Genomic DNA, 19,558 nt, shown 5'->3' with positions numbered 1-19,558 from the left:
AATACTCCCCACTAACACAAAAGGAAAAATCATGTTCAATTTAGCGGGAAAAATTGCTTTTATTTCAGGTGGAACCAAAGGTATTGGCAAGGGAATTGCCAAGGTATTGCAACAAGCGGGGGCTGTGACCATTATTGCGGGTACGGATAAAATAAAAGGTGAAGCAATAGCTAAAGAGTTGGCCGTTGATTTTATTCCCCTTGATGTGACTCACCAAGCGGCCTGTAAAAGCGTGATTGATCAGATTGTTGAAAAGTATGGCAGGCTCGATATTTTGTGTTCCAATGCCGGCATTTTTCCACAGCATTATCTTAAGGATATGACTGCGGAAGATTGGGATTTAGTGCATACCGTTAACCTTAAAGGGACATTTTTTCTGGTGCAAGCGGCATTGAATGTCATGGAAAAGCAGCGTTATGGGCGTGTTGTTATCACGTCATCAATAACGGGAGAGGTGACGGGCATTCCCGGCTATAGCCACTATGGTGCCAGTAAAGCCGGGCAATTAGGGTTTATGCGCAGCGCAGCGTTGGAATATGCGGGGCAAGGGATCACCATTAATGCAGTGATGCCCGGTATGATCATGACGGAAGGATTAACATCATTTGGTGATGAATTCCTTAGCCATGCGAAAAATATGACACCTATGCGGGCTTTGGGGACGCCGGAAGATATTGGTTATGCGGCCTGTTTTCTGGCTTCTGATGAAGCGAAATATATTACCGGGCAAACGATTGTGGTTGATGGGGGGCAGGTTTTGCCGGAATTGCCGGAAGCCTGATTATTGACAAATATTGTCGCAAGGCAGTAGAAAAAGTAAGATGTCCATCAAATAAACACAGGGAGAGGGATTTATTCTCTTCCTGATTTTTTATCGTCTCAATCAGGTAAGAAATATTATGTCACTGAATTACGAGCGTAAACCGCTTCCACTGCCAAACGGAAACACGAAAGTCTTGCTGCATTCATGTTGTGCGCCCTGTTCTGGGGAAGTCATGGAAGCGATGTTGGCATCAGGAATTGATTTCACAATATTTTTCTATAACCCGAATATCCATCCCCTGAAAGAATATGAATTGCGTAAAGATGAAAATATTCGTTTTGCGCAGCAGATGGGGATTCCTTTTATTGATGCAGATTACGATCGTGATAATTGGTTTGAACGCGCGAAAGGCATGGAAAATGAGCCTGAACGTGGTATTCGTTGCACAATGTGTTTTGATATGCGTTTCGAACGAACAGCGCTTTATGCCCATGAACATGGTTTCTCTGTGATCACCAGCTCACTGGGTATTTCACGCTGGAAAAATATGCAGCAGATCAATGAGTGTGGTGTTCGCGCCGCTTCCCGTTATCCTGACTTAATGTATTGGGAATATAACTGGCGCAAAGGGGGTGGCTCTGCGCGCATGATAGAAATCAGTAAGCGTGAAGCGTTCTATCAGCAGGAATATTGTGGTTGTATTTATTCGCTTCGGGATTCTAACCGTCATCGTCTGGCTACCGGCCGTGAAAGAATTAAATTAGGCACGGTCTTTTATTGTGCAGATAGCAAGAAAAAAGAGGGTGAATCGCATTAATTTTCAGTAAAAAAAAGCCTGCATGGAAGCAGGCTAACGTTACGGCAAATATAACAATCCCTGGTGGTGACTTCGTAGAGCTTAGTCGGATTAGCCCTAAACAGTGATGAGTCACCATGACTATAGGTGAGATGAGATACCGGCGTCCAATGGGTTGCACAGATCAATAAGGGGAGATTGATCGATAAAAACGATCAGTCAAGATTTGCCTGTTGTGAAAAGCGTGAAGTTGTCCGTCAATGAAGCGTGATTGTGGCTTTTCAGTTTGATCTAAAACACATACATCAAACTGAAAAACCGGGTTGTTTATGGCACTAATGGCGAGTCGTTAAATGGGGCATCAATCCTTGCCGTATCTGGCGCGGTTAGGTGTATAACCAAAACGTCGGCGATAGCTTTGGGTGAAATAAGATTGGCTGGAAAAACCCGATTCCAGTGAAATATCAGCAATACTCATTTCGCTATTGAGTAATAACTGATGGGCGTAAAGAATACGTTGTTCACTGATCCAAGCCTTGGGCGAGGTGCCATAAACACTGTTAAAAAGTTCCTTAAAAGAAGTCAGCCCCATACCGAACTCGCGTGCAAAGTCATTCAATTTCCATTCCTTGAGGTAATGGGCTTCCATAAATGTTTGCAGGCGTTCTACCTGACGGTTGCTTAATTTCCGCAGGATTGACATTAACAACGCGCCCTGTTTACCCAAAGAAAGCATTAATAATAACTCTTCAACTCTTAATTGAATCAACGCCTGAGGGGAATCATGCGCCAGCAAGTTAGCCAATCCGCGAATACTTTCCGTTAACAAGGGAAATGGGTTAAACGGAATCAACCGGTAAGCAGGAAATTCCCGTCGTTCTATCTTGCTTAATAATGTTCCGAAACGTTGTAAAAAACGACGTAAAAACTCCATGTGTAATGGCAACCATAATAGCTGGCAACTTGGTGTATTCGTTTTGGCAGCATAGTTTCCGGGATGGGTAAAAAGGATCTCATTTGATTTGATATGATACGTGTTTATGCAATCTTTCCACACCATTTCGCCATCAAGTAAAATATATAATCCCCGTTGTTTATGCTCCAGCGTATTGAAATCAGGCATCGTTAATTGGATAGTACAAATATTCTTTTGATTTAAGTCCGTCATCCTTTTCATTTAATATCCCTAACCTTCCCTATTGTAAGTGATCATTTTCTGATGAGTGCGTGGTGTGTTATTTTATTATTGAATGAGCGTTGGTATTATATAACTAAATAAATATTTGTGTTAGGTTTAAGTGTAATTTTTTATGCTTGTAATTATTAATGGCAATGCGAGTTTGATTTTTTAATCACAATATTTTTGTTGTGGTTTACATTATCAAAATATTGATAAATATATACGCATTAAACTTCAAGTTGCAATTTACAACACGATATGAAACCTGATTTCTCCCCGCAAAGCGGGGAGAAATCACACGCATCTTGAAGTTAGATTGGTATATAACAGTCCAACTTCAAATTGTAGATTGCAAGCCAATGTGAGTATTTATATCTCCCCGCGCCGCGGGGAGATATAAGACGCATCTTGAAAGGCGACTGGTATAGTGATATCGGTTTCTTTTTCCTTGTTGCGCGAGGAATAAGGAAGTGACCTCTAATGTTGATATCTTATTGATATATCTATTGGCTGAACTATTTAAACTATTGTGTAACAAATGATCGCAAGTGGCTTTATGGCTCTGGTAGGGTGCTTGTTTATTAATGTTTTGCATTAATTGTTAAGTAATTATTAATTTATTTGTTTTATTTATATTAAAAACAGGCAATTAAATTTATCTTTAATTGGTTTTATTATTTAATAAATATGAGATAATTCAAGGGAAAACCAGAAGATTGAACTCTGGCAGAGGCTTTATCCGTGTAATAAAGCTATAAATACCTCTGTTATAGCTTCGTAGATTGTTTTTTATACTTGTACAATGCTAGGATCTGCTGACGCAAGCTGTTTCTATTACCTGCTAGGGCATATTCACAGATATATTTGCTGATGAAATATAAGAAAAAACCAAGAAATGAGAATAATATGAAAAAGTATCGTTTTTCAGATAACGCTTTTTTATGCAGTGTATGGCTCCTTTGGGGAATTGCATTGGGACTGTATCTGTATGGCGCTCATTTTAGTTGCACCATAACAGCAATTTTATCTTTTTTAGCCTTAGTGTTTTACTTTATGAAAATTAAATTGAGAATAAACGCTATGTTTGGAAAAAAAAACACCGAGACAACTGTTGCCAGATCGGCAACCCCTGTTATTGGCATCAAGCCTGAAGAAAAAAAACTACCGGAAGCCGAGATCCGTCCCAATACCATCGTCGCAAAAAACTCTGTATTTAAGGGTGATATCGAAATGGAAGGGGATATCCAGATCTGGGGTAAAGTGATCGGTAATATTCGCGTAAAAGGCGGTGCCATCCGGATTATGCATGCCGGTAAAGTGGAAGGTGAGTTAAATGCGCCTGAAATTATCATTGATGGCCATGTTGAAGGTACGTGCTGTGCGGAAACATTGGACATCCTTGAGCATGGCGAGTTACGGGGCATTAGCCGTTGCGGTAGTATGTCAATCCGACGTGGCGGGCTGTTTTTTGGTCAATCTGAACAGGTTGAAAATAAGAAAAAATCAGAAATGGAACGTGTTGTTCCCATTAAAGATAATCAAGCAGAGAAACCAAAAGCAAAAAGCCACGCTTAAAAATTGCTGATAAAATAAAACGGCCGGGAAATGGGTATGATTTTCCGGCCGTTTTATTTTTATAACCTGATATTTCAGGGTTACAAGGAGACGTTATGGTTGTCGAATTGGAAACAGCAAGATTGACGCTTCGTGGCTGGAAAACAGAAGACAGGGAACCTTTTTTTCACCTGAGCCGCAATCCAGCAGTGATGGAATTTTTTCCTAACAGACTGACTAAAGCGCAGAGTGATACTTTTATCGATAATTGTATTCACAAGTTTGAAAAGCAGGGCGGTTGGGGATTATGGGCGGTTGAATTAAAACAGAGTGGTCAATTTATGGGCTTTGTAGGGCTGAATATCCCGAATATCGAATTTCCATTCTCGCCTGTTGTTGAAATAGGTTGGCGGCTGGATAAGCCATTTTGGGGGCAAGGCTATGCTTGTGAAGCCGCCCGTAGCATTCTTGGCTTTGCATTTACGGAAATCGGGCTGGAAGAAGTTGTCGCTTTTACCACAGCGTCCAATTACCGCTCAGAGAACGTTATGAAAAAATTGGGCATGGTCAGGGATGAAAAAACCTTTATGCACCCAGGCTTGAAAGAAAATCATCCATTGAGGGAACATGTCCTGTATCGGCTGTGTCGTTCAGATTTTGCGTGAGAATGCCTGAATGTCATCAAGGTTATCCTGATGGATAGATAACCTTGATGGTAACTTCTTATGCTATTGCCTGGATATGACCAGAGCAACGCGGCCGATGAATTTGATATCACTGATTGCGCAATCAAAAGTGACGTCGCTATCACTGACTCTAATTTTGCTGATTGGGATTTTGGCAATCTTTTTAACACTGTGCATCCCTTCAATATCCACCAGCCATAAGCCATCTTGAATATTATCTTCCTGGGTATCCAGCAGATACCATGAGGCGCTATCATCAACAACCAGCGGATTTTTGAGTTCCTTGGAAATCAATTCGTTATCCAAAATCACCGGGCTGGCCTCATTGAGCTTACCGCCCGATAATTTTACACGAGAGATGGATGGGGCAATAATATCTTCCAACCGTTCCGTTTTTTTACCGCTTTCTCCATCTGGAAACATTTCTCCCTGGCCTGTGCTCAACCACAGCAGTGAAGCGCCAGTTTCGAGATTACACTGGATGATCCAATCCGCTGGAAAACTATCACGAAGGTAGCGGTTAGCCATCGTGCTTTTGGATACGCCCAAATGGTCACTTAGGGCCTGGCGCGATTTAAATCCATACGCTCGGACAAGGCGTTCAATAGCAGGTCTTCCCCCACTATCCGCCCCCATTTTGATCTCAATATTGGTATTTTTCATTGACAGTACAGATAAGAGCTATTAGTATCCCACAAAGTTCTCAATATGAGATCTTGAGTGAGTCCGAATTGGTTAAGCTGAAAACCATTGAGGGATATTGCATCATGGAAGCCCAGATTTCAATCTTTATGCCTGATATCAAAATATTTCAGGAATGTCATTGAGGATAAGTAGAGGGTTTACGATGGCGAGAACCGTTGGAAATCACAGGGCATTGTTGAGGATCGTGTTGTAGGAAGATGTTGAGGGAAAATATGGCGAATATTGAGAAAGAAAAATTTGCCCAAATTAACCTCGGCCAGCGGCTGGAAGGATTAAATCACCTGTCGAGGATTAGGGCGACATATTGGGGGGACAATGAAAAGGAATTAATTCGGTTTTTTACTGATATGCGTGACAAAAGAGACGATTACTACGAACAGAATAAACGGGCGCTGGCGGCCATTTTCTATTTGGCGAATATCCCGCGCTCCCGCCACGATAGTGAATTCAGCCATTTTACCCAAGCGGAAAAACAGGCGCTGATCAAGGCGATGAATCATATCAAGGTCGTGGTCAGCCAGTTTCCGAAGTACCTGACACTACCGAATTAATTACCGTTTTCCAAACACATTCGTTTTCGAACATATGGCATGAGTGCGCCAGGCGCTTGTACGTCCTTAATAGGGTGAAATTGATGGATCGTGACATTACCACTTATAAACAAAACAGCGATTATTTGATACAAGCCGCAATGTTCCAGCCAAGCATACCGCAGGGTGTTTCAATGGCAGAGCGCTTGCTATGGGAAGTCAACGCGGAAGATCATCAATGGCGTCACCAATATATAGGGCAAATGCCGGATTTTCTGGCGAAGTATTTCAGCCATCGTTATATCGATATTTTTAAGCGCTCAGGCCGCCGTGATGCCAATACTTTTCTGAGAAAAGCGGTTGGGCAGAATGTCTTGCCGAGATTACAGTTGGTAAAAGAAAGATACCCGTTTAGCCATGTAATTCCCGGTATCAATGTTTCGGGGATGGCGCCTTTTCCTTTTATTGAACCACTGGAAAATGTGGCAACCCATGATCGCAAACAACTCCTGAAACTTGCTCATGACATTGCCATTTTTATTTCCGGCAATTATGAGCACTATGCTTCGCGTGTTTCCCCAAAAACCACGTCAACGTCTGACGACTGCACAGACGAGGCAGTTTCCCGTGTCGTTAAATTGTATCGACTGCTGGCAAAACTGACGTTGCAATGTGGCACGTATCCCCCTTATTGGCAGCGTTTCAATGGGGGGCGCAAGAAACCCTCCGTCGATCAACTCTGCTCTGGCATGTTGCGTATGATGTCTTCCCGCTGGTGGTATTTTCGCTTAAAGCGCCTGCGTGATATCCAGTCTGAACATATGGCCATTGCCGTAGGGCAGGTACAGCAAGCCGCTTCTCCTTATGTTTCACGCCAGGCATTGCGGGAATGGCTGGAACAAAAACGGCGCAATCGTGAATTTTTCAAACATTTTGATTTGGAAAATGAAGAGGGGGAGCGAATTTCACTGGCAGAGACGGTTGTTCATAGCAATGCCAATCCTGCGATCCGACGTTGTGAATTGATGGTCAGAATGCGTGGTTTCGAAGATATTGCCAATAAAATGAACTGCGTTGGCGAGTTTTATACCATCACGGCGCCGGCAAAATATCATGCTGTCCAGCATAAGGGTGGATTTGTCAAATCCTGGAATGGCGCGACGCCGCGCGATACCCAACGTTATTTATGCCGTGTCTGGGCAAAAATTCGGGCTGCGTTGGCACGGTCAGGGATCAATGTATTCGGTTTCCGTGTGGTGGAGCCTCATCATGACGGCACACCCCATTGGCATATGGTGTTGTTTATGTTGCCGGAGTATTTACAGCAAGTCAGAAGTCTCCTTGAACATTACGCCTGTCAGGAAGAGCAGGGAGAGTTACAGGATGATGAAGCGAAAAAAGCCCGTTTTGATTATCGGGCGATTGATCCCAGTAAAGGCAGTGCCACCGGCTATATTGCCAAGTACATTTCCAAAAATATTGATGGCTATGCGTTAGAAGAGGAAAAAGACCATGAAACCGGTGAATTCCTGCGCGATATGGCAAAATCGGTGACTGCCTGGGCGAGCCGTTGGCGTATTCGCCAATTTCAACAGATTGGTGGCGCCCCGGTTTCAGTTTGGCGCGAATTGCGTCGGCTCAGGCAAGTGCGCCTGCCTGATCACAAGATAAATTCGGTGTTGCAGGCGGCAGATGAAGGGAATTGGGTCGCTTATACCCAGGCACAAGGCGGGCCTTGGGTTTCACGTCGCGATTTAGTTATTCGCTTATCTTACAAAAATATCCCTTTTGGTAGCCCTTATGGTGAAGATGTCCAATCCATACAAGGTGTGACCTCCCCTTTTTTGTCCCAGGCCGAATTTATTTGTACGCGAATTCACCAATGGGCTATTGTGCCGAAATCAGAGCCAACAGTGGCGCCTGAACGGATTGTTTATAAAAGAGACAAAAAATTGACCTCTTGGAGTTCTGTCAATAACTGTACGGATGAACAGAAAAGTAGCAAAATAAAGCGTGATATAGACCGTAGAATTGTCATAGCAGAAAAATCAGTCAAATTGGCAAATATTTCTGCTAAAACCACCATCCATAGTGACTAACTATCAAATTTACTGACCAGAAACGGTAAAAATTACTTTAAATTTAATCTTATTACGTGTACTGTATGTATATACAGTTACTTATATGGAGGCAGATAGATCAGTGGAATCTCTTATGGAATCATTGGTAGCGCAACGTATCAATTTCATTGCTCGAATGGCGACAAGTTGCGAATGCAATCATGCGGAAGACAAAGAGCTGGCACTGGTTTGGATAGCGGAGCTATCTGCGCCTTATGAAAAAAGGGTTAACGGTTACCAGGGGAGACAGGAAAGTCATCTGTTAGGTAATGAGGTGGGTAGCAACGGAACAGAATGTTAAAGAATTCGGCTTTAATAGAGGAATAGATTTGGCAGGAGGAAAAAGATGCGAGTAGAGATACTTTTCGATAAACGCGCTAATATTTCTGAATCAGTCATGTCTTCACTGGAAAGTGAACTAAAAAAGAGAATATTACCACACTATCCTGATACAAATTTTAGAATTGAAATTAGCAGTAGCACCTCCGTAAGAGTGACAGGGACTAAAAACAGCAGTGAACATGACCATATGATGGAACTTATTCAAGAAGTTTGGGAGGATGATAGTTGGCAATTTGATTAACGCTGACATCCACCAACAGATAGCATTTCATTGTCATAAAAGATAATAGAATAGCCAGGGGCGGGAAATGATTTCCCGCCCCTGGCTTATTGGGCATTGAACAAAATGGCTCTTCATTTGTACTGCTTATCTGACAATCCCACCGCATTGAAGCATTTCACTCACTATTTGATCATAACTCTCCGTTTTACTAGCTGATTTCTGCACAGAAAAAGGAAAGAGTATGCAAGTTATCGCACAACAAAATGAAACAGTGGATGCCATTTGCTGGCGCCATTACGGCCGTACGTTGGGAATGACTGAGCGTGTATTGCAGGCAAACCCTGGATTGGCTGATTTTGGCGCCGTGTTGCCTCATGGAACGAAAGTTGAAATGCCAGAATTTATGCCTGCCGCCAGCAAACCCATTATCCAGCTTTGGGATTAAGGGGGAGGCTGAACGAGTTTGTTGGGAATGAATACCATAAAAAAGGTGCCGTTAATTGTGAGCTTAGTCATTGGCGGAAGCCTCGGCTGGTGGGGGCATCGCTCCCTGTTTCTCAGCGAACTGGCGAACGTGAAACAGCAACAGGCTACACAACTTGTTGCTATCAACCAAAAAGCCAGTTCAGAAACGTTGGCCGCTATTCAGCAAATGAAAGAGGCACAACATCGGGCGGCACAATTGGATGATTACTATTCAGGAAAATTAGCCCATGTCACCGAAGAAAACGCCGCTTTGCATGCTGACATTACTGCTGGTCATCGGCGGGGGCAAATCGCCGCCGCCAACCTTGCTACCTGTCAGCTCACCCAAAACCGAGATACCCGCCCCCGCAGCGTGGGCGATGGAACCCAAATCGAACTCACTGCAAAAGCTGGACGCACTATTTACGATATCCGAACCGGCATCCTTAGGGACCAAGCCAAATTAGACTATTTACAACAGTATGTACGTGAAGTTGTTCGGCAATGTAAAACAGAATGATCGCAGTGTATTTCAGCGCCGTTCAACTCCATATAAAAGACCAAAAGACCTTCTTTTATTCTTGGGAAGGTCTTTTTATTTTATTGATTTAAAATGATTTTTATCTGCATTTGTATGCTGCTTCCTACAAACCCAGTTTGATGTCCAGCCTGCTTTTTCATGGCATCCTTACGTCATGAACACACAACTCACTGAACTGATGCGCTTATTGCGCAACCTGATCCGAACCGGCGTCATTACCCAAGTGGATACCACCAAGGGCATGTGCCGAGTCGCGACAGGCAATCTTGAAACCAACTGGCTGCACTGGCTGACATCCAGGGCGGGGAACGCCCGCACATGGTGGGCACCCAGTGTCGGTGAGCAGGTTTTAATTCTGTCCATAGGCGGAGAGCTGACCACCGCCTTTGTATTGCCTGCGATTTTTTCAGATGAGTTTCCGGCGCCATCAACATCACCCGAAGCGACGCATATTCAGTTTCCGGATGGTGCCGTGATGGAGTATGAACCGCAATCGGGTGCCTTGACTGTAACGGGTATTAAAACCGCGACAGTGAATGCGTCGGATTCTGTCCATATTACCGCGCCGGAAATCACCTGTGTTGCCAGCACCCGAATTACGCTGGATACACCGGAAGTCATCTGTACGCAGCTAATGAGCACCGGCAACTTGATCGTGCGCAACGGCGGCAAAATGACGGGCAATATTGAACACACCGGAGGCACATTCAGTTCCAACGGCGTGGTCGTGGATTCCCATAAACACACCGGCATCAGGTCAGGCGGTGACACATCAGGAGGCCCCGTATGATGTACCTGGGCATGGATCGGCAGACGGGTCGAGAGTTGACAGATTTGTCTCATCTCCGGCAATCCGTCAGCGATATTTTATTAACCCCCGTGGGCAGCCGTATTGCGCGTCGCACCTACGGCTCTTTACTGCCTGAACTGATTGACTGGCCGCAAAATTCCGCGCTCCGACTTCAGGTCATGGCGGCAAGTTTTACCGCAATCAGCCGTTGGGAGCCACGCGTGACGTTGACCGCCATCACGATGGAAACCCTACAGGACGGCAAAATGGTGGTGGATATTACGGGTACTTATCATCAATCCGCCAAGGAATTTTCACTGTCTATTCCGGTGAGTCATTCCCGATGAGGTAATCAGTTATGCCAACAATCGATTTAAGCCAGTTGCCACCACCGGATGTGGTTGAGCCACTGGATTATGAACAACTGCTGGAAGAACGTAAAAGAGGCTTGATCTCGCTCTATCCAGCAGATCAGCAAGAAGCCATTGCGCGAACGTTGCAACTGGAATCAGAACCTTTGGTCAAGTTGCTGGAGGAGAACGTTTATCGCGAATTGCTTTTGCGTCAACGGGTTAACGAAGCTGCCAGGGCGGTGATGGTCGCCTATTCAACCGGCAACGATTTGGATCAGTTGGGCGCGAACAATAACGTTTCCCGCATGGTGTTGCGTCCTGCGGATAACTCGACCGTACCACCGACGCCCGCGGTCATGGAGTCTGATAACGACTATCGCGTGCGCATTCCACAGGCGTTTGAAGGCTTGAGCGTTGCCGGCCCGGTCGGTTCGTATGAATACCACGCCCGCAGTGCAGATGGCCGTGTTGCAGATGCCTCGGCAATCAGTCCGTCACCGGCTAACGTCACCGTGACCATAATGTCGCGGGAAGACAAGGGGGTCGCTTCCAAGGCGTTGCTGGAAATCGTCGAAAAAGCGCTGAACGATGAAAACGTACGTCCGGTGGCGGATCGCCTGAAAATCCAGTCAGCGAATATTGTGGAATATGAAATTGATGCGGTGCTGTACATCTTTCCAACCCCAGAATCAGAGCCTATCCGCAAGGCGGCAGAGCAGCGGCTGAAATACTACGTTGAAGCACAACACCGTCTGGGGCGTGACATTCGTTTGTCCGCGATTTATGCCGCCCTGCATGTGGAAGGTGTCCAGCGTGTAGAACTGAAAGCGCCGTTGAAAGACGTCGTACTGGATAAAACCCAGGCATCTTACTGCACCAAAACCATCCTGACGATGGGAGGTTCGGATGAGTGATCGCCTTCTGCCGATGGGCTCAACCCCGCTAGAACTGGCCGCGGCCAAAGCCTGTGCTGAATTGCAGAAGGTCAGGGTTCCGTTACGCGAGCTATGGAACCCGGACATTTGTCCAGCCTCACTTCTGCCTTACCTGGCCTGGGCGTGGTCAGTCGATCGCTGGGACGAAAATTGGGCTGAGAGCACCAAAAGGGACGTGATCAAAAGCTCATTGTTTCTGCATAAACATAAAGGAACGATTGGTGCGATCCGGCGCGTTGTCGAGCCACTGGGTTATCTCATCCGCGTAAAAGAGTGGTGGCAGACCAACGATGCGCCGGGCACCTTCCGGCTGGACATTGGTGTACTGGAAAACGGCATCACCCATGAAATGTTCGAGGAGCTGGAAAACCTGATTTTTGATGCGAAACCCGTGAGCCGGCATTTGATTGGGTTGGACATCAATCTCGATACACGCGGTGAATATCACTATTCAGCGGCGACTTACAGTGGTGATGAACTGACTGTTTACCCTTATTTTCCTGAACAAGTAACCGTATCCGGCTCAGAAATTGTGGGCGCGGGCGTACATATTATTGATGACATGAGGATTAGACCATGAGTACCAAATATTTTGCGCTGCTGACGCAGTTAGGCGCAGATAAGTTGGCAAATGCGGCGGCATTGGGGACTAAAATTGAAATTACCCATATGGCCGTGGGTGATGGTGGTGGTAGCTTGCCAACCCCGGATACCAAGCAAAGCAAACTGATAAATGAAAAGCGTCGTGCCGCGATTAACACGCTGAGCATCGATCCGAAAAACATCAACCAAATCATTGCAGAGCAGGTTATTCCTGAAAACGAAGGTGGCTGGTGGATCCGTGAGATCGGCTTGTTTGACAAAGATGGCATTTTGATTGCTGTAGGTAACTGCGCGGAAACCTACAAACCCCAATTGCAGGAAGGTTCCGGCCGCACCCAGACCATTCGCATGATCCTGATTGTCGGCAGCGCTGACGCGGTGACACTAAAAATTGACCCGTCTGTGATTTTGGCGACACGTGAATATGTAGATGATTCCATCCAGAAGCACGCAAATAGCCGTAACCATCCTGAGGCGACGCTGAAAGAGAAAGGATTTGTGATCCTGAGCAGCGCAGTGGACAGCCATAGCGAAACGCATGCAGCAACCCCGAAAGCGGTGAAGGCGGCATATGATTTTGCGAAGGCGGCGGATAATAATGCCAATGGCCGCGTTCCGGCAGGTCGCAAGGTGAATGGCAAGGCATTGTCGGCAGATATTGCTCTGAATTCAGGTGATGTCGGGGCGTATAACAAGCTGGAAACCGACACTCGCGTTAAAGAAGCTAAGGATGCGGCTAAGGCCGCGAATGATAATGCCAATACTCGCGTTCCTGCTACCCGCAAGGTAAATGGAAAAGCATTGTCGTCGGATATTGCGCTAAACTCAGGTGATGTCGGTGCGTACTCTAAGGGCGAAACCGATGCCAAAGTGAATGAAGCGATAAAACAGGCAAATGCCGCGAATGCTAATGCAAATACTCGCGTACCTGCTACCCGCAAGGTAAATGGAAAGGCTTTGTCGGCGGATATTGCGCTAAACTCAGCAGATGTAGGTGCGTATAACAAAGCTGAAACTGATGCCAAAGTAGGTGAGATTAGATCATTAGCTAACACCGCAAACCAAAATGCGGCTAATGCAAATAATAACGCCAATACCCGTTTGGAGAAAAACAAGAACGGGGCGGATATTCCAAACAAAAACGAGTTTGTGAAAAACCTCGGTTTAATCACAGCGGGACAGGGTTCCGATAATATGATTTTTTACGGTCCTAATGGGATGAAAATGCAGGTGTTCAACCGGACAGTCACCAGTAGTTTGAATGTGAATGGAGCCGAAAGCACTCGGATAACATATCCTGAAGCGTTTCCCGGTGGCGTGTGGGGAGTATTTTGTACCAAATCGACCTATGTGCAGGTAGCAGCGTCATGTGAGCGGGTCACGAATACCGGTTTCCAGTGCGTCACTCTAAGCGTGTCTCCCAGCGCAAAACTTTCTAATGTTGTTTTTCTGGCCGTAGGGTGGTGATATGAAATTTAATTATGCGTTTAGCCCAGCGAATAAAACATTTTATTCATATCGCTGGAAATCTGAGTTCGACGAATCAGGGACATGGCCGTCCGATGCTGTTGATGTTTTTGATGATGTTTTTCAGAAATATTCATCAAATCCACCATCGGGGATGATGTTGGGCGTTGATATCCATAACATGCCTGAGTGGGTTGAAATTCCGCCACCACCGCCGCCAACCCCAGAACAGCTACAGCAACAGGCTGAATCCCAAAAACGCCAACTATTGAAAACCGCCGGTGAGAAAATTGATATCTGTCAGGACGCCGTTGACCTCGATATGTCCACCGACGCCGAAAAATCTAAATTAACCGCTTGGCGTAAATACCGGGTGCTGCTCAATCGGGTGGATTGCACAACCGCGCCCGATATCCAATGGCCGGAGCAACCGGAGTGAATACAGGGGCGCATGCCCCTGATTGTTATTCTGGCGCTTTCGGCCAGTCAATATCTGGTGCTGCCGAACAGTCTATGCGGTTCAGTAGCACACAGTACCGTTTCCACGCTGTCAGCTCCGTTTGTTCTGCGTTCGTCGCCATTTGTAGATCGACTGCGTATTGGAGTGGGGCTATAGCATTTGATGCCTGCGTCATTAGGTGCCGCTTTTCCCGTTCAGCTTGTTGTTGCAACTCTTCTGTTGTTGGCGGAGGGATCTCGCCCCATGCGGGTAGTCCGTTATCCCCTGCTATGAGTATTTTGTCCGTGCGCGGCCTGTTTGCCATAAATTCCAGATAAACAGACTCGCCAACCTCGATACCATCATCCGGCCACGTCCCGGCGTCAATATAAAATTGTTGCCAATCAATGGGATAAAATGCGTTATTTTTTGCGCTATAAACGTACATATCTCACCTCAATATCCTATTGCGATCCACGTACATGCCAAATCGCTTTTCAAAAATGCAGATCCTGTGAAAACAGCACAACCCACCACAAACTCCGCGAGTGAGGTAGGATGCGCCAGCGCCACTTCAATATACGGTGTTGCACGGGGATCTGTACTGATAGTCACCGCGCACGCAGCTGTGGTAAATGGCCGCAAGAATTTCACTAATTGGCCATCAGTGTATGTACCACTACCCCATTGAATAATGACCCCGTTCGATTTATCCCGATACCAACCAGCACTGCCGAACAACACCTCGGTCGTCGCCGGCGGCGGGTTATTTGGACTGTAAACCCGGTTACTACCCGAATCATAAATAGCGTTGGCTGACACATAGCCAGTCACATCGACATTCCCATTGACGACGCCCCCTTTTTTAGAGTAAGCACCAATGTCATCGGGTGTGGGTTTATTTACTGGGCTGTAAACTCTCCGGCCCCCTGATTCATACACCCCTACACCGGAAATATACCCAGTAGCATTCACATCCCCGTACACAGTTCCGCCTACTTTGGGGTAAGCATTTCCCGCCCTATCCACCGTATCCGATAAACCGAGGTTTTTCAAAACTCACAGATCCTTACGATCCAAGCCAAGATCCCACTTCCTAACCCCTGAAAATCCAAAACCAATAACAAAATAAGCCACTTTAGCCTGTCAAAAAATAACCAAAAGCTAGAATTACACTGAATAATACCTAAAAGGATAAATTTTAGGCTAATTAGAGGTTAAAAAACAAACAAAATAAGGTTGTTATTTAATCAATTCAAGATTGATTCCCAGCAAACCACCTAATTTCACCAAACCAACCAAAACCGATTAAAAACAACTTAACATATTGATTATAAACAAAAATACAAAAACACCTTTGTACCCTGTACCACACACCGCCAATCGAATGATTTCCTCCGTCCAATCCGCCAATATATCAGCACACCTTAACAGGAGAGAACGCTAATATGGCACAAGATTATCATCACGGAGTCCGTGTACAGGAAATCAAAGAAGGTACACGCACCATCACCACCGTTAGCACCGCTATCGTGGGTATGGTCTGTACTGCACCTGACGCAGACGAAAAAACATTTCCATTAGACACACCAGTATTACTGACTGACGTTATGAGCGCCATTGGTAAAGCCGGTAAAGAAGGCACGCTGGCCGCATCACTGAAAGCAATCGCAGCACAGGCACAACCTGTCACTGTCGTGGTTCGTGTGGCTGAGGGCGAAACAGAAGAAAAAACCAGTAACAACATTATCGGTGACGTTACGCCAGAAGGTAAGAAAACGGGTATGAAGGCACTGCTCGCTGCGCAAAGCCAACTCGGTGTTAAACCTCGCATTCTGGGTGTTCCGGGTTTGGATTCACAAGCTGTGGCTGCTGAACTGGCCTCTATTGCCCAGCAACTGAAAGCAATGGCGTATGTCAGCGCTTATGGCTGCAAAACCATCGAAGACGTCTTCAAGTATCGCAGGAACTTTGGTCAGCGTGAACTGATGCTGATTTGGCCTGATTTCCTGAGATGGGATAAAGGTGATGTTATTGCACCTGCAACGGCTTATGCACTGGGCTTGCGCGCCAAAATTGACGAAGAGACCGGCTGGCACAAAACCCTGTCCAATGTGGGGGTTAACGGCGTAACGGGCCTGTCTGCCGATGTCTTCTGGGATCTGCAAGCGACTGGAACTGACGCTGATCTGCTGAACCAGAATCATATCACAACACTGATCCGCAAAAACGGTTTTCGTTTCTGGGGTTCACGCACTTGTGCTGGCCCTGATTCTGATGAGTCACTGTTCCAGTTCGAAAGCTACACCCGTACCGCCCAGGTTCTGGCTGACACCATGGCTGAATCTCATATGTGGGCTATCGATAAACCGCTGACGCCATCACTGGTGCGCGACATTATCGAAGGCATTAATGCCAAGTTCCGTGAACTGAAAGCCGGTGGCTACATCATTGACGGTCGTTGCTGGTATGACGACAAAATCAACGATAAGGACACCCTGAAAGCAGGTAAATTGACCATCGATTATGACTATACCCCTGTACCGCCACTGGAAAACATGATGTTACGCCAGCGCTTTACAGATAATTACCTGATGGATTTCGCGAAAAGTATCAATAAATAAGGGGCTAACTGATGGCATTACCTCGCAAACTTAAATACCTGAATTTGTTCAATGACGGCTACAACTATCAGGGGATCGTGGAAGAACTGACGCTTCCTAAATTAAGCCGCAAACTGGAAGCCTACCGCGGTGCTGGCATGAATGGTAGCGCAATGGTGGATCTGGGGCTGGATGAAGGCGCACTGGATGCGGAATTTACCCTGGGGGGCGTTGAAGCTCAACTGTACAAACAGTGGGGCATCGCGAAAGTCGATGGTGTCATGCTGCGCTTTGCTGGCTCTTTTGAGAGTGAAGATAACGGTGAAGTGGTTGCAGTCGAAGTTGTGATGCGTGGTCGTTTCCAGGAATTCGATCACGGCACTTATAAACAAGGTGATAACACCCAGACCAAAATCACTGCCAAAAACACTTATTTCAAACTGACATGGAATGGTGAGGAATTGATTGAAATCGACACCATCAACATGGTTGAGAAAGTGGGTGGGGAAGATCGTCTGGAGCAGCATCGCCGCGCTATCGGTCTTTTTTAATCGCTTCTTTTAGCCATTAACTTTTTTAAAACTTATTTCCTGCCCCATCAGTGGTTGAATTATCCCTGCTGGGACAGGCTTCTAATCGGATAAACAAGGTTGAACCATGACAGAAACACTGAATACTCAAAATGACGATCTGCGCACCATTGAATTGGAAGCACCACTGGCGCGAGGCAACGGCGAAATCACGGAAGTGATGGTACGCAAACCTAACAGTGGTGCGTTGCGCGGTGCACGTTTACAGGCACTGCTGGAGATGGATGTGGATTCTATGCTGCTTGTCCTGCCGCGTGTGACCACCCCCGCATTGACCAAAAATGACCTGATGATGATGTCACCGGGTGATCTGATTAATCTCAGTGTGGAGGTGGTCAATTTTTTGTTGCCGAAGTCGGTCAAGTCCGATTCCCAGAACGATTAACTGTTGATGAATTGGTGGCGGATATCGCCACCGTTTTTCACTGGTCCCCGGCAGTAACAGATGAAATGTCACTATCGGAACTATTGGACTGGCGACATCGGGCCATTTTAAGAAGTGGTGCAGAAAATGAGTAACATACAGTCACAGCTCAACAAGGTATTGAGTGCCGTTGGAAAGCTGACCCGTTCCTTTAAACCTTTTCAACGGCATCATAAAAAACTGGAAGTTTCAGTCGATAAAATTCATAACCAGTTTAAAAAGCTCAATAAGACCGTTGAGAGTTTAAAGCCTATCGTGGGTTATGCGCAGGAAACTGCGCGTATACGTTCAGATCTTAAAGCCTATAATCAAACTATTAAACAGTCTTTGTCTGCACGGCAAAATGCAACTGGAATAGTTCAAATCAGCGCTGCCAGCCAATCAGCCAATATTATCCAAACGACACAAAATAGTAGACAGGAAAATTCATCCAGTAAAAAAAATGAATTTAACCTTGGTGTAACGGGGAATATGACTAACAATTTTTCATTGTTAGATAAATTGGTCATTAATATTAATCCTAGGATAACCATTTTATTTGGCATGCTGAATAAAATTAATGGGGTTTTGAATTTAACTGCTGGCTTTGTCAAAGTCACATTCCAAACACTAATTAATCATGTAAAAATATTTGGCAATATTGGTATAAAAGCATTTGATTCTTTAAAAGTCAGTTTGAATATATTTTCCCTGCTGGGAGTTCAGGCATTTGTTGAGTTAAGAGCCAATCTGAACTTTTTTATGCAACTGGGGGTGCAGGCTTTTATTAAAATAAGGGGAAGTCTGAACTTTTTTATCCAGTTGGGAGTTCAGGCATTTGCTGAATTAAGAGCCAGTTTGAACTTTTTTATGCAACTGGGGGTTCAGGCTTTTATTAAAATAAGGGGAAGTCTGAACTTTTTTATCCAGTTGGGAGTTCAGGCATTTGTTGAATTAAGAGCCAGTCTGAATGCTTTTGTGCAATTAGGAATTCAGGCTCTGAATAAATTAACATCTCCTTTGGATGTCTTTGTTCAATTGGGACTAAAAGCGTTTGAAGAATTAAAAGCCAGCCTGAATTTCTTTGCACAATTGGGTATTCAGGCATTGGATAAATTAAAATCCAGTCTGGATGTCTTTGTTCAATTGGGACTGAAAGCGTTTGAAGAATTAAAAACCAGCCTGAATTTCTTTGCACAATTGGGTGTTCAGGGGCTGGATAAACTGACCGCGCCGCTGGATGTCTTTGCGCAGTTGGGAACGCAGGCGCTGGATAAATTGAAGTCCACACTGGATGCCTTTGTGCAGCTAGGCGTTCAGGGGCTGGATAAACTGACCGCGCCGCTGGATATCTTTGCGCAGTTGGGAACGCAGGCGCTGGATAAATTGAAGTCCACACTGGATGCCTTTGTGCAGTTGGGCGTTCAGGGGTTGGATAAACTGACCGCGCCGCTGGATGTCTTTGCGCAG

Annotated in this window: 24 protein-coding genes and 1 pseudogene; 21 read left to right on the top strand and 4 right to left on the bottom strand. The window is 45.6% G+C overall.

Annotated elements, in window-relative coordinates; translation table 11 throughout:
- Positions 1-31 precede the first annotated feature (31 nt).
- Entirely contained in the window at positions 32-781 is a 750-nt protein-coding gene (locus Xkoz_RS04205; RefSeq protein ID WP_099140909.1) for an SDR family oxidoreductase, read from the top strand.
- A gap of 118 nt (positions 782-899) precedes the next feature.
- The gene (locus tag Xkoz_RS04200; protein ID WP_099140908.1) at positions 900-1,580 is read left to right on the top strand and encodes an epoxyqueuosine reductase QueH; all 681 of its coding nucleotides are present in this window, start codon (positions 900-902) and stop codon (positions 1,578-1,580) included.
- Positions 1,581-1,920: 340 nt separating this feature from the next.
- On the opposite strand, the gene Xkoz_RS04195 is transcribed toward Xkoz_RS04200, so the two are convergent.
- Positions 1,921-2,736, bottom strand: a complete 816-nt coding sequence (locus tag Xkoz_RS04195; RefSeq protein WP_099140907.1) for a helix-turn-helix transcriptional regulator — start codon at positions 2,734-2,736, stop codon at positions 1,921-1,923.
- Positions 2,737-3,609: 873 nt separating this feature from the next.
- On the opposite strand from Xkoz_RS04195, the gene Xkoz_RS04190 reads away from it, so the two are divergent.
- Positions 3,610-4,314, top strand: a complete 705-nt coding sequence (locus Xkoz_RS04190; protein WP_244183390.1) for a bactofilin family protein — start codon at positions 3,610-3,612, stop codon at positions 4,312-4,314.
- 95 nt (positions 4,315-4,409) lie between these two features.
- A complete protein-coding gene (locus tag Xkoz_RS04185; protein WP_099140905.1) occupies positions 4,410-4,958 on the top strand; it encodes a GNAT family N-acetyltransferase in 549 nt (182 codons plus the stop codon).
- 63 nt (positions 4,959-5,021) lie between these two features.
- On the opposite strand, the gene Xkoz_RS04180 is transcribed toward Xkoz_RS04185, so the two are convergent.
- Positions 5,022-5,642: a phage repressor protein CI gene (locus Xkoz_RS04180; RefSeq protein WP_099140904.1), complete on the bottom strand. Its 621-nt coding sequence runs from the start codon at positions 5,640-5,642 to the stop codon at positions 5,022-5,024.
- 254 nt (positions 5,643-5,896) lie between these two features.
- On the opposite strand from Xkoz_RS04180, the gene Xkoz_RS04175 reads away from it, so the two are divergent.
- From Xkoz_RS04175 to Xkoz_RS04120, 12 genes are all read left to right on the top strand, one after another.
- Positions 5,897-6,235, top strand: a complete 339-nt coding sequence (locus Xkoz_RS04175; protein ID WP_099140903.1) for a DUF5347 family protein — start codon at positions 5,897-5,899, stop codon at positions 6,233-6,235.
- A gap of 83 nt (positions 6,236-6,318) precedes the next feature.
- Positions 6,319-8,313, top strand: coding sequence for a replication endonuclease (locus tag Xkoz_RS04170; protein WP_099140902.1), 1,995 nt, complete (start codon positions 6,319-6,321; stop codon positions 8,311-8,313).
- A 115-nt stretch (positions 8,314-8,428) separates the two neighbouring features.
- A complete protein-coding gene (locus tag Xkoz_RS04165; RefSeq protein ID WP_099140901.1) occupies positions 8,429-8,635 on the top strand; it encodes a hypothetical protein in 207 nt (68 codons plus the stop codon).
- 45 nt (positions 8,636-8,680) lie between these two features.
- Positions 8,681-8,917 carry a DinI-like family protein gene (locus Xkoz_RS04160; RefSeq protein ID WP_099140900.1) on the top strand — a complete coding sequence of 79 codons (237 nt, stop codon included), beginning with the start codon at positions 8,681-8,683 and terminating at the stop codon, positions 8,915-8,917.
- 223 nt (positions 8,918-9,140) lie between these two features.
- Positions 9,141-9,344 carry a tail protein X gene (locus Xkoz_RS04155; RefSeq protein ID WP_086110225.1) on the top strand — a complete coding sequence of 68 codons (204 nt, stop codon included), beginning with the start codon at positions 9,141-9,143 and terminating at the stop codon, positions 9,342-9,344.
- Between the two features lie 27 nt (positions 9,345-9,371).
- Complete coding sequence (locus tag Xkoz_RS04150) at positions 9,372-9,884, top strand: lysis system i-spanin subunit Rz (protein ID WP_099140899.1); 513 nt, start codon at positions 9,372-9,374, stop codon at positions 9,882-9,884.
- A gap of 175 nt (positions 9,885-10,059) precedes the next feature.
- Positions 10,060-10,695, top strand: a complete 636-nt coding sequence (locus tag Xkoz_RS04145; RefSeq protein WP_099140898.1) for a phage baseplate assembly protein V — start codon at positions 10,060-10,062, stop codon at positions 10,693-10,695.
- On the top strand, positions 10,692-11,042 hold the full coding sequence (locus Xkoz_RS04140) for a GPW/gp25 family protein (protein ID WP_099140897.1): 351 nt from the start codon (positions 10,692-10,694) through the stop codon (positions 11,040-11,042). The genes Xkoz_RS04145 and Xkoz_RS04140 overlap by 4 nt, the downstream gene beginning before the upstream one ends.
- A gap of 11 nt (positions 11,043-11,053) precedes the next feature.
- On the top strand, positions 11,054-11,962 hold the full coding sequence (locus Xkoz_RS04135; RefSeq protein ID WP_099140896.1) for a baseplate assembly protein: 909 nt from the start codon (positions 11,054-11,056) through the stop codon (positions 11,960-11,962).
- Entirely contained in the window at positions 11,955-12,563 is a 609-nt protein-coding gene (locus tag Xkoz_RS04130) for a phage tail protein I (protein ID WP_099140895.1), read from the top strand. Before Xkoz_RS04135 ends, Xkoz_RS04130 begins: the two co-directional genes overlap by 8 nt.
- Entirely contained in the window at positions 12,560-14,053 is a 1,494-nt protein-coding gene (locus Xkoz_RS04125) for a phage tail protein (protein ID WP_099140894.1), read from the top strand. Before Xkoz_RS04130 ends, Xkoz_RS04125 begins: the two co-directional genes overlap by 4 nt.
- Before the next feature lies 1 nt (position 14,054).
- Entirely contained in the window at positions 14,055-14,492 is a 438-nt protein-coding gene (locus Xkoz_RS04120) for a tail fiber assembly protein (protein ID WP_099140893.1), read from the top strand.
- Positions 14,493-14,517: 25 nt separating this feature from the next.
- Here the strand turns inward: Xkoz_RS04120 and Xkoz_RS04115 are convergent, their stop codons facing one another.
- Positions 14,518-14,940, bottom strand: a complete 423-nt coding sequence (locus Xkoz_RS04115; RefSeq protein WP_099140892.1) for a tail fiber assembly protein — start codon at positions 14,938-14,940, stop codon at positions 14,518-14,520.
- Between the two features lie 8 nt (positions 14,941-14,948).
- A complete protein-coding gene (locus Xkoz_RS04110; protein ID WP_099140891.1) occupies positions 14,949-15,548 on the bottom strand; it encodes a gp53-like domain-containing protein in 600 nt (199 codons plus the stop codon).
- Positions 15,549-15,940: 392 nt separating this feature from the next.
- On the opposite strand from Xkoz_RS04110, the gene Xkoz_RS04105 reads away from it, so the two are divergent.
- The 5 genes and pseudogenes from Xkoz_RS04105 to Xkoz_RS04085 all read left to right on the top strand — a co-directional run.
- The gene (locus Xkoz_RS04105) at positions 15,941-17,116 is read left to right on the top strand and encodes a phage tail sheath protein (RefSeq protein ID WP_099140890.1); all 1,176 of its coding nucleotides are present in this window, start codon (positions 15,941-15,943) and stop codon (positions 17,114-17,116) included.
- 11 nt (positions 17,117-17,127) lie between these two features.
- Entirely contained in the window at positions 17,128-17,646 is a 519-nt protein-coding gene (locus tag Xkoz_RS04100) for a phage major tail tube protein (protein WP_099140889.1), read from the top strand.
- A 106-nt stretch (positions 17,647-17,752) separates the two neighbouring features.
- Positions 17,753-18,070 (top strand): phage tail assembly protein, encoded by a 318-nt coding sequence (locus tag Xkoz_RS04095; RefSeq protein WP_074020973.1) that lies wholly within the window; start codon positions 17,753-17,755, stop codon positions 18,068-18,070.
- A 14-nt stretch (positions 18,071-18,084) separates the two neighbouring features.
- A complete protein-coding gene (locus Xkoz_RS04090; RefSeq protein ID WP_010845423.1) occupies positions 18,085-18,204 on the top strand; it encodes a GpE family phage tail protein in 120 nt (39 codons plus the stop codon).
- A pseudogene (locus Xkoz_RS04085) lies at positions 18,197-19,558 on the top strand (phage tail protein); the annotation flags it as partial. The gene Xkoz_RS04090 and the pseudogene Xkoz_RS04085, both read left to right, overlap by 8 nt.

This window comes from Xenorhabdus kozodoii (assembly GCF_002632875.1).
GTDB lineage: Bacteria > Pseudomonadota > Gammaproteobacteria > Enterobacterales > Enterobacteriaceae > Xenorhabdus > Xenorhabdus kozodoii.
This window is presented reverse-complemented; position numbering and strand designations above follow the sequence as displayed.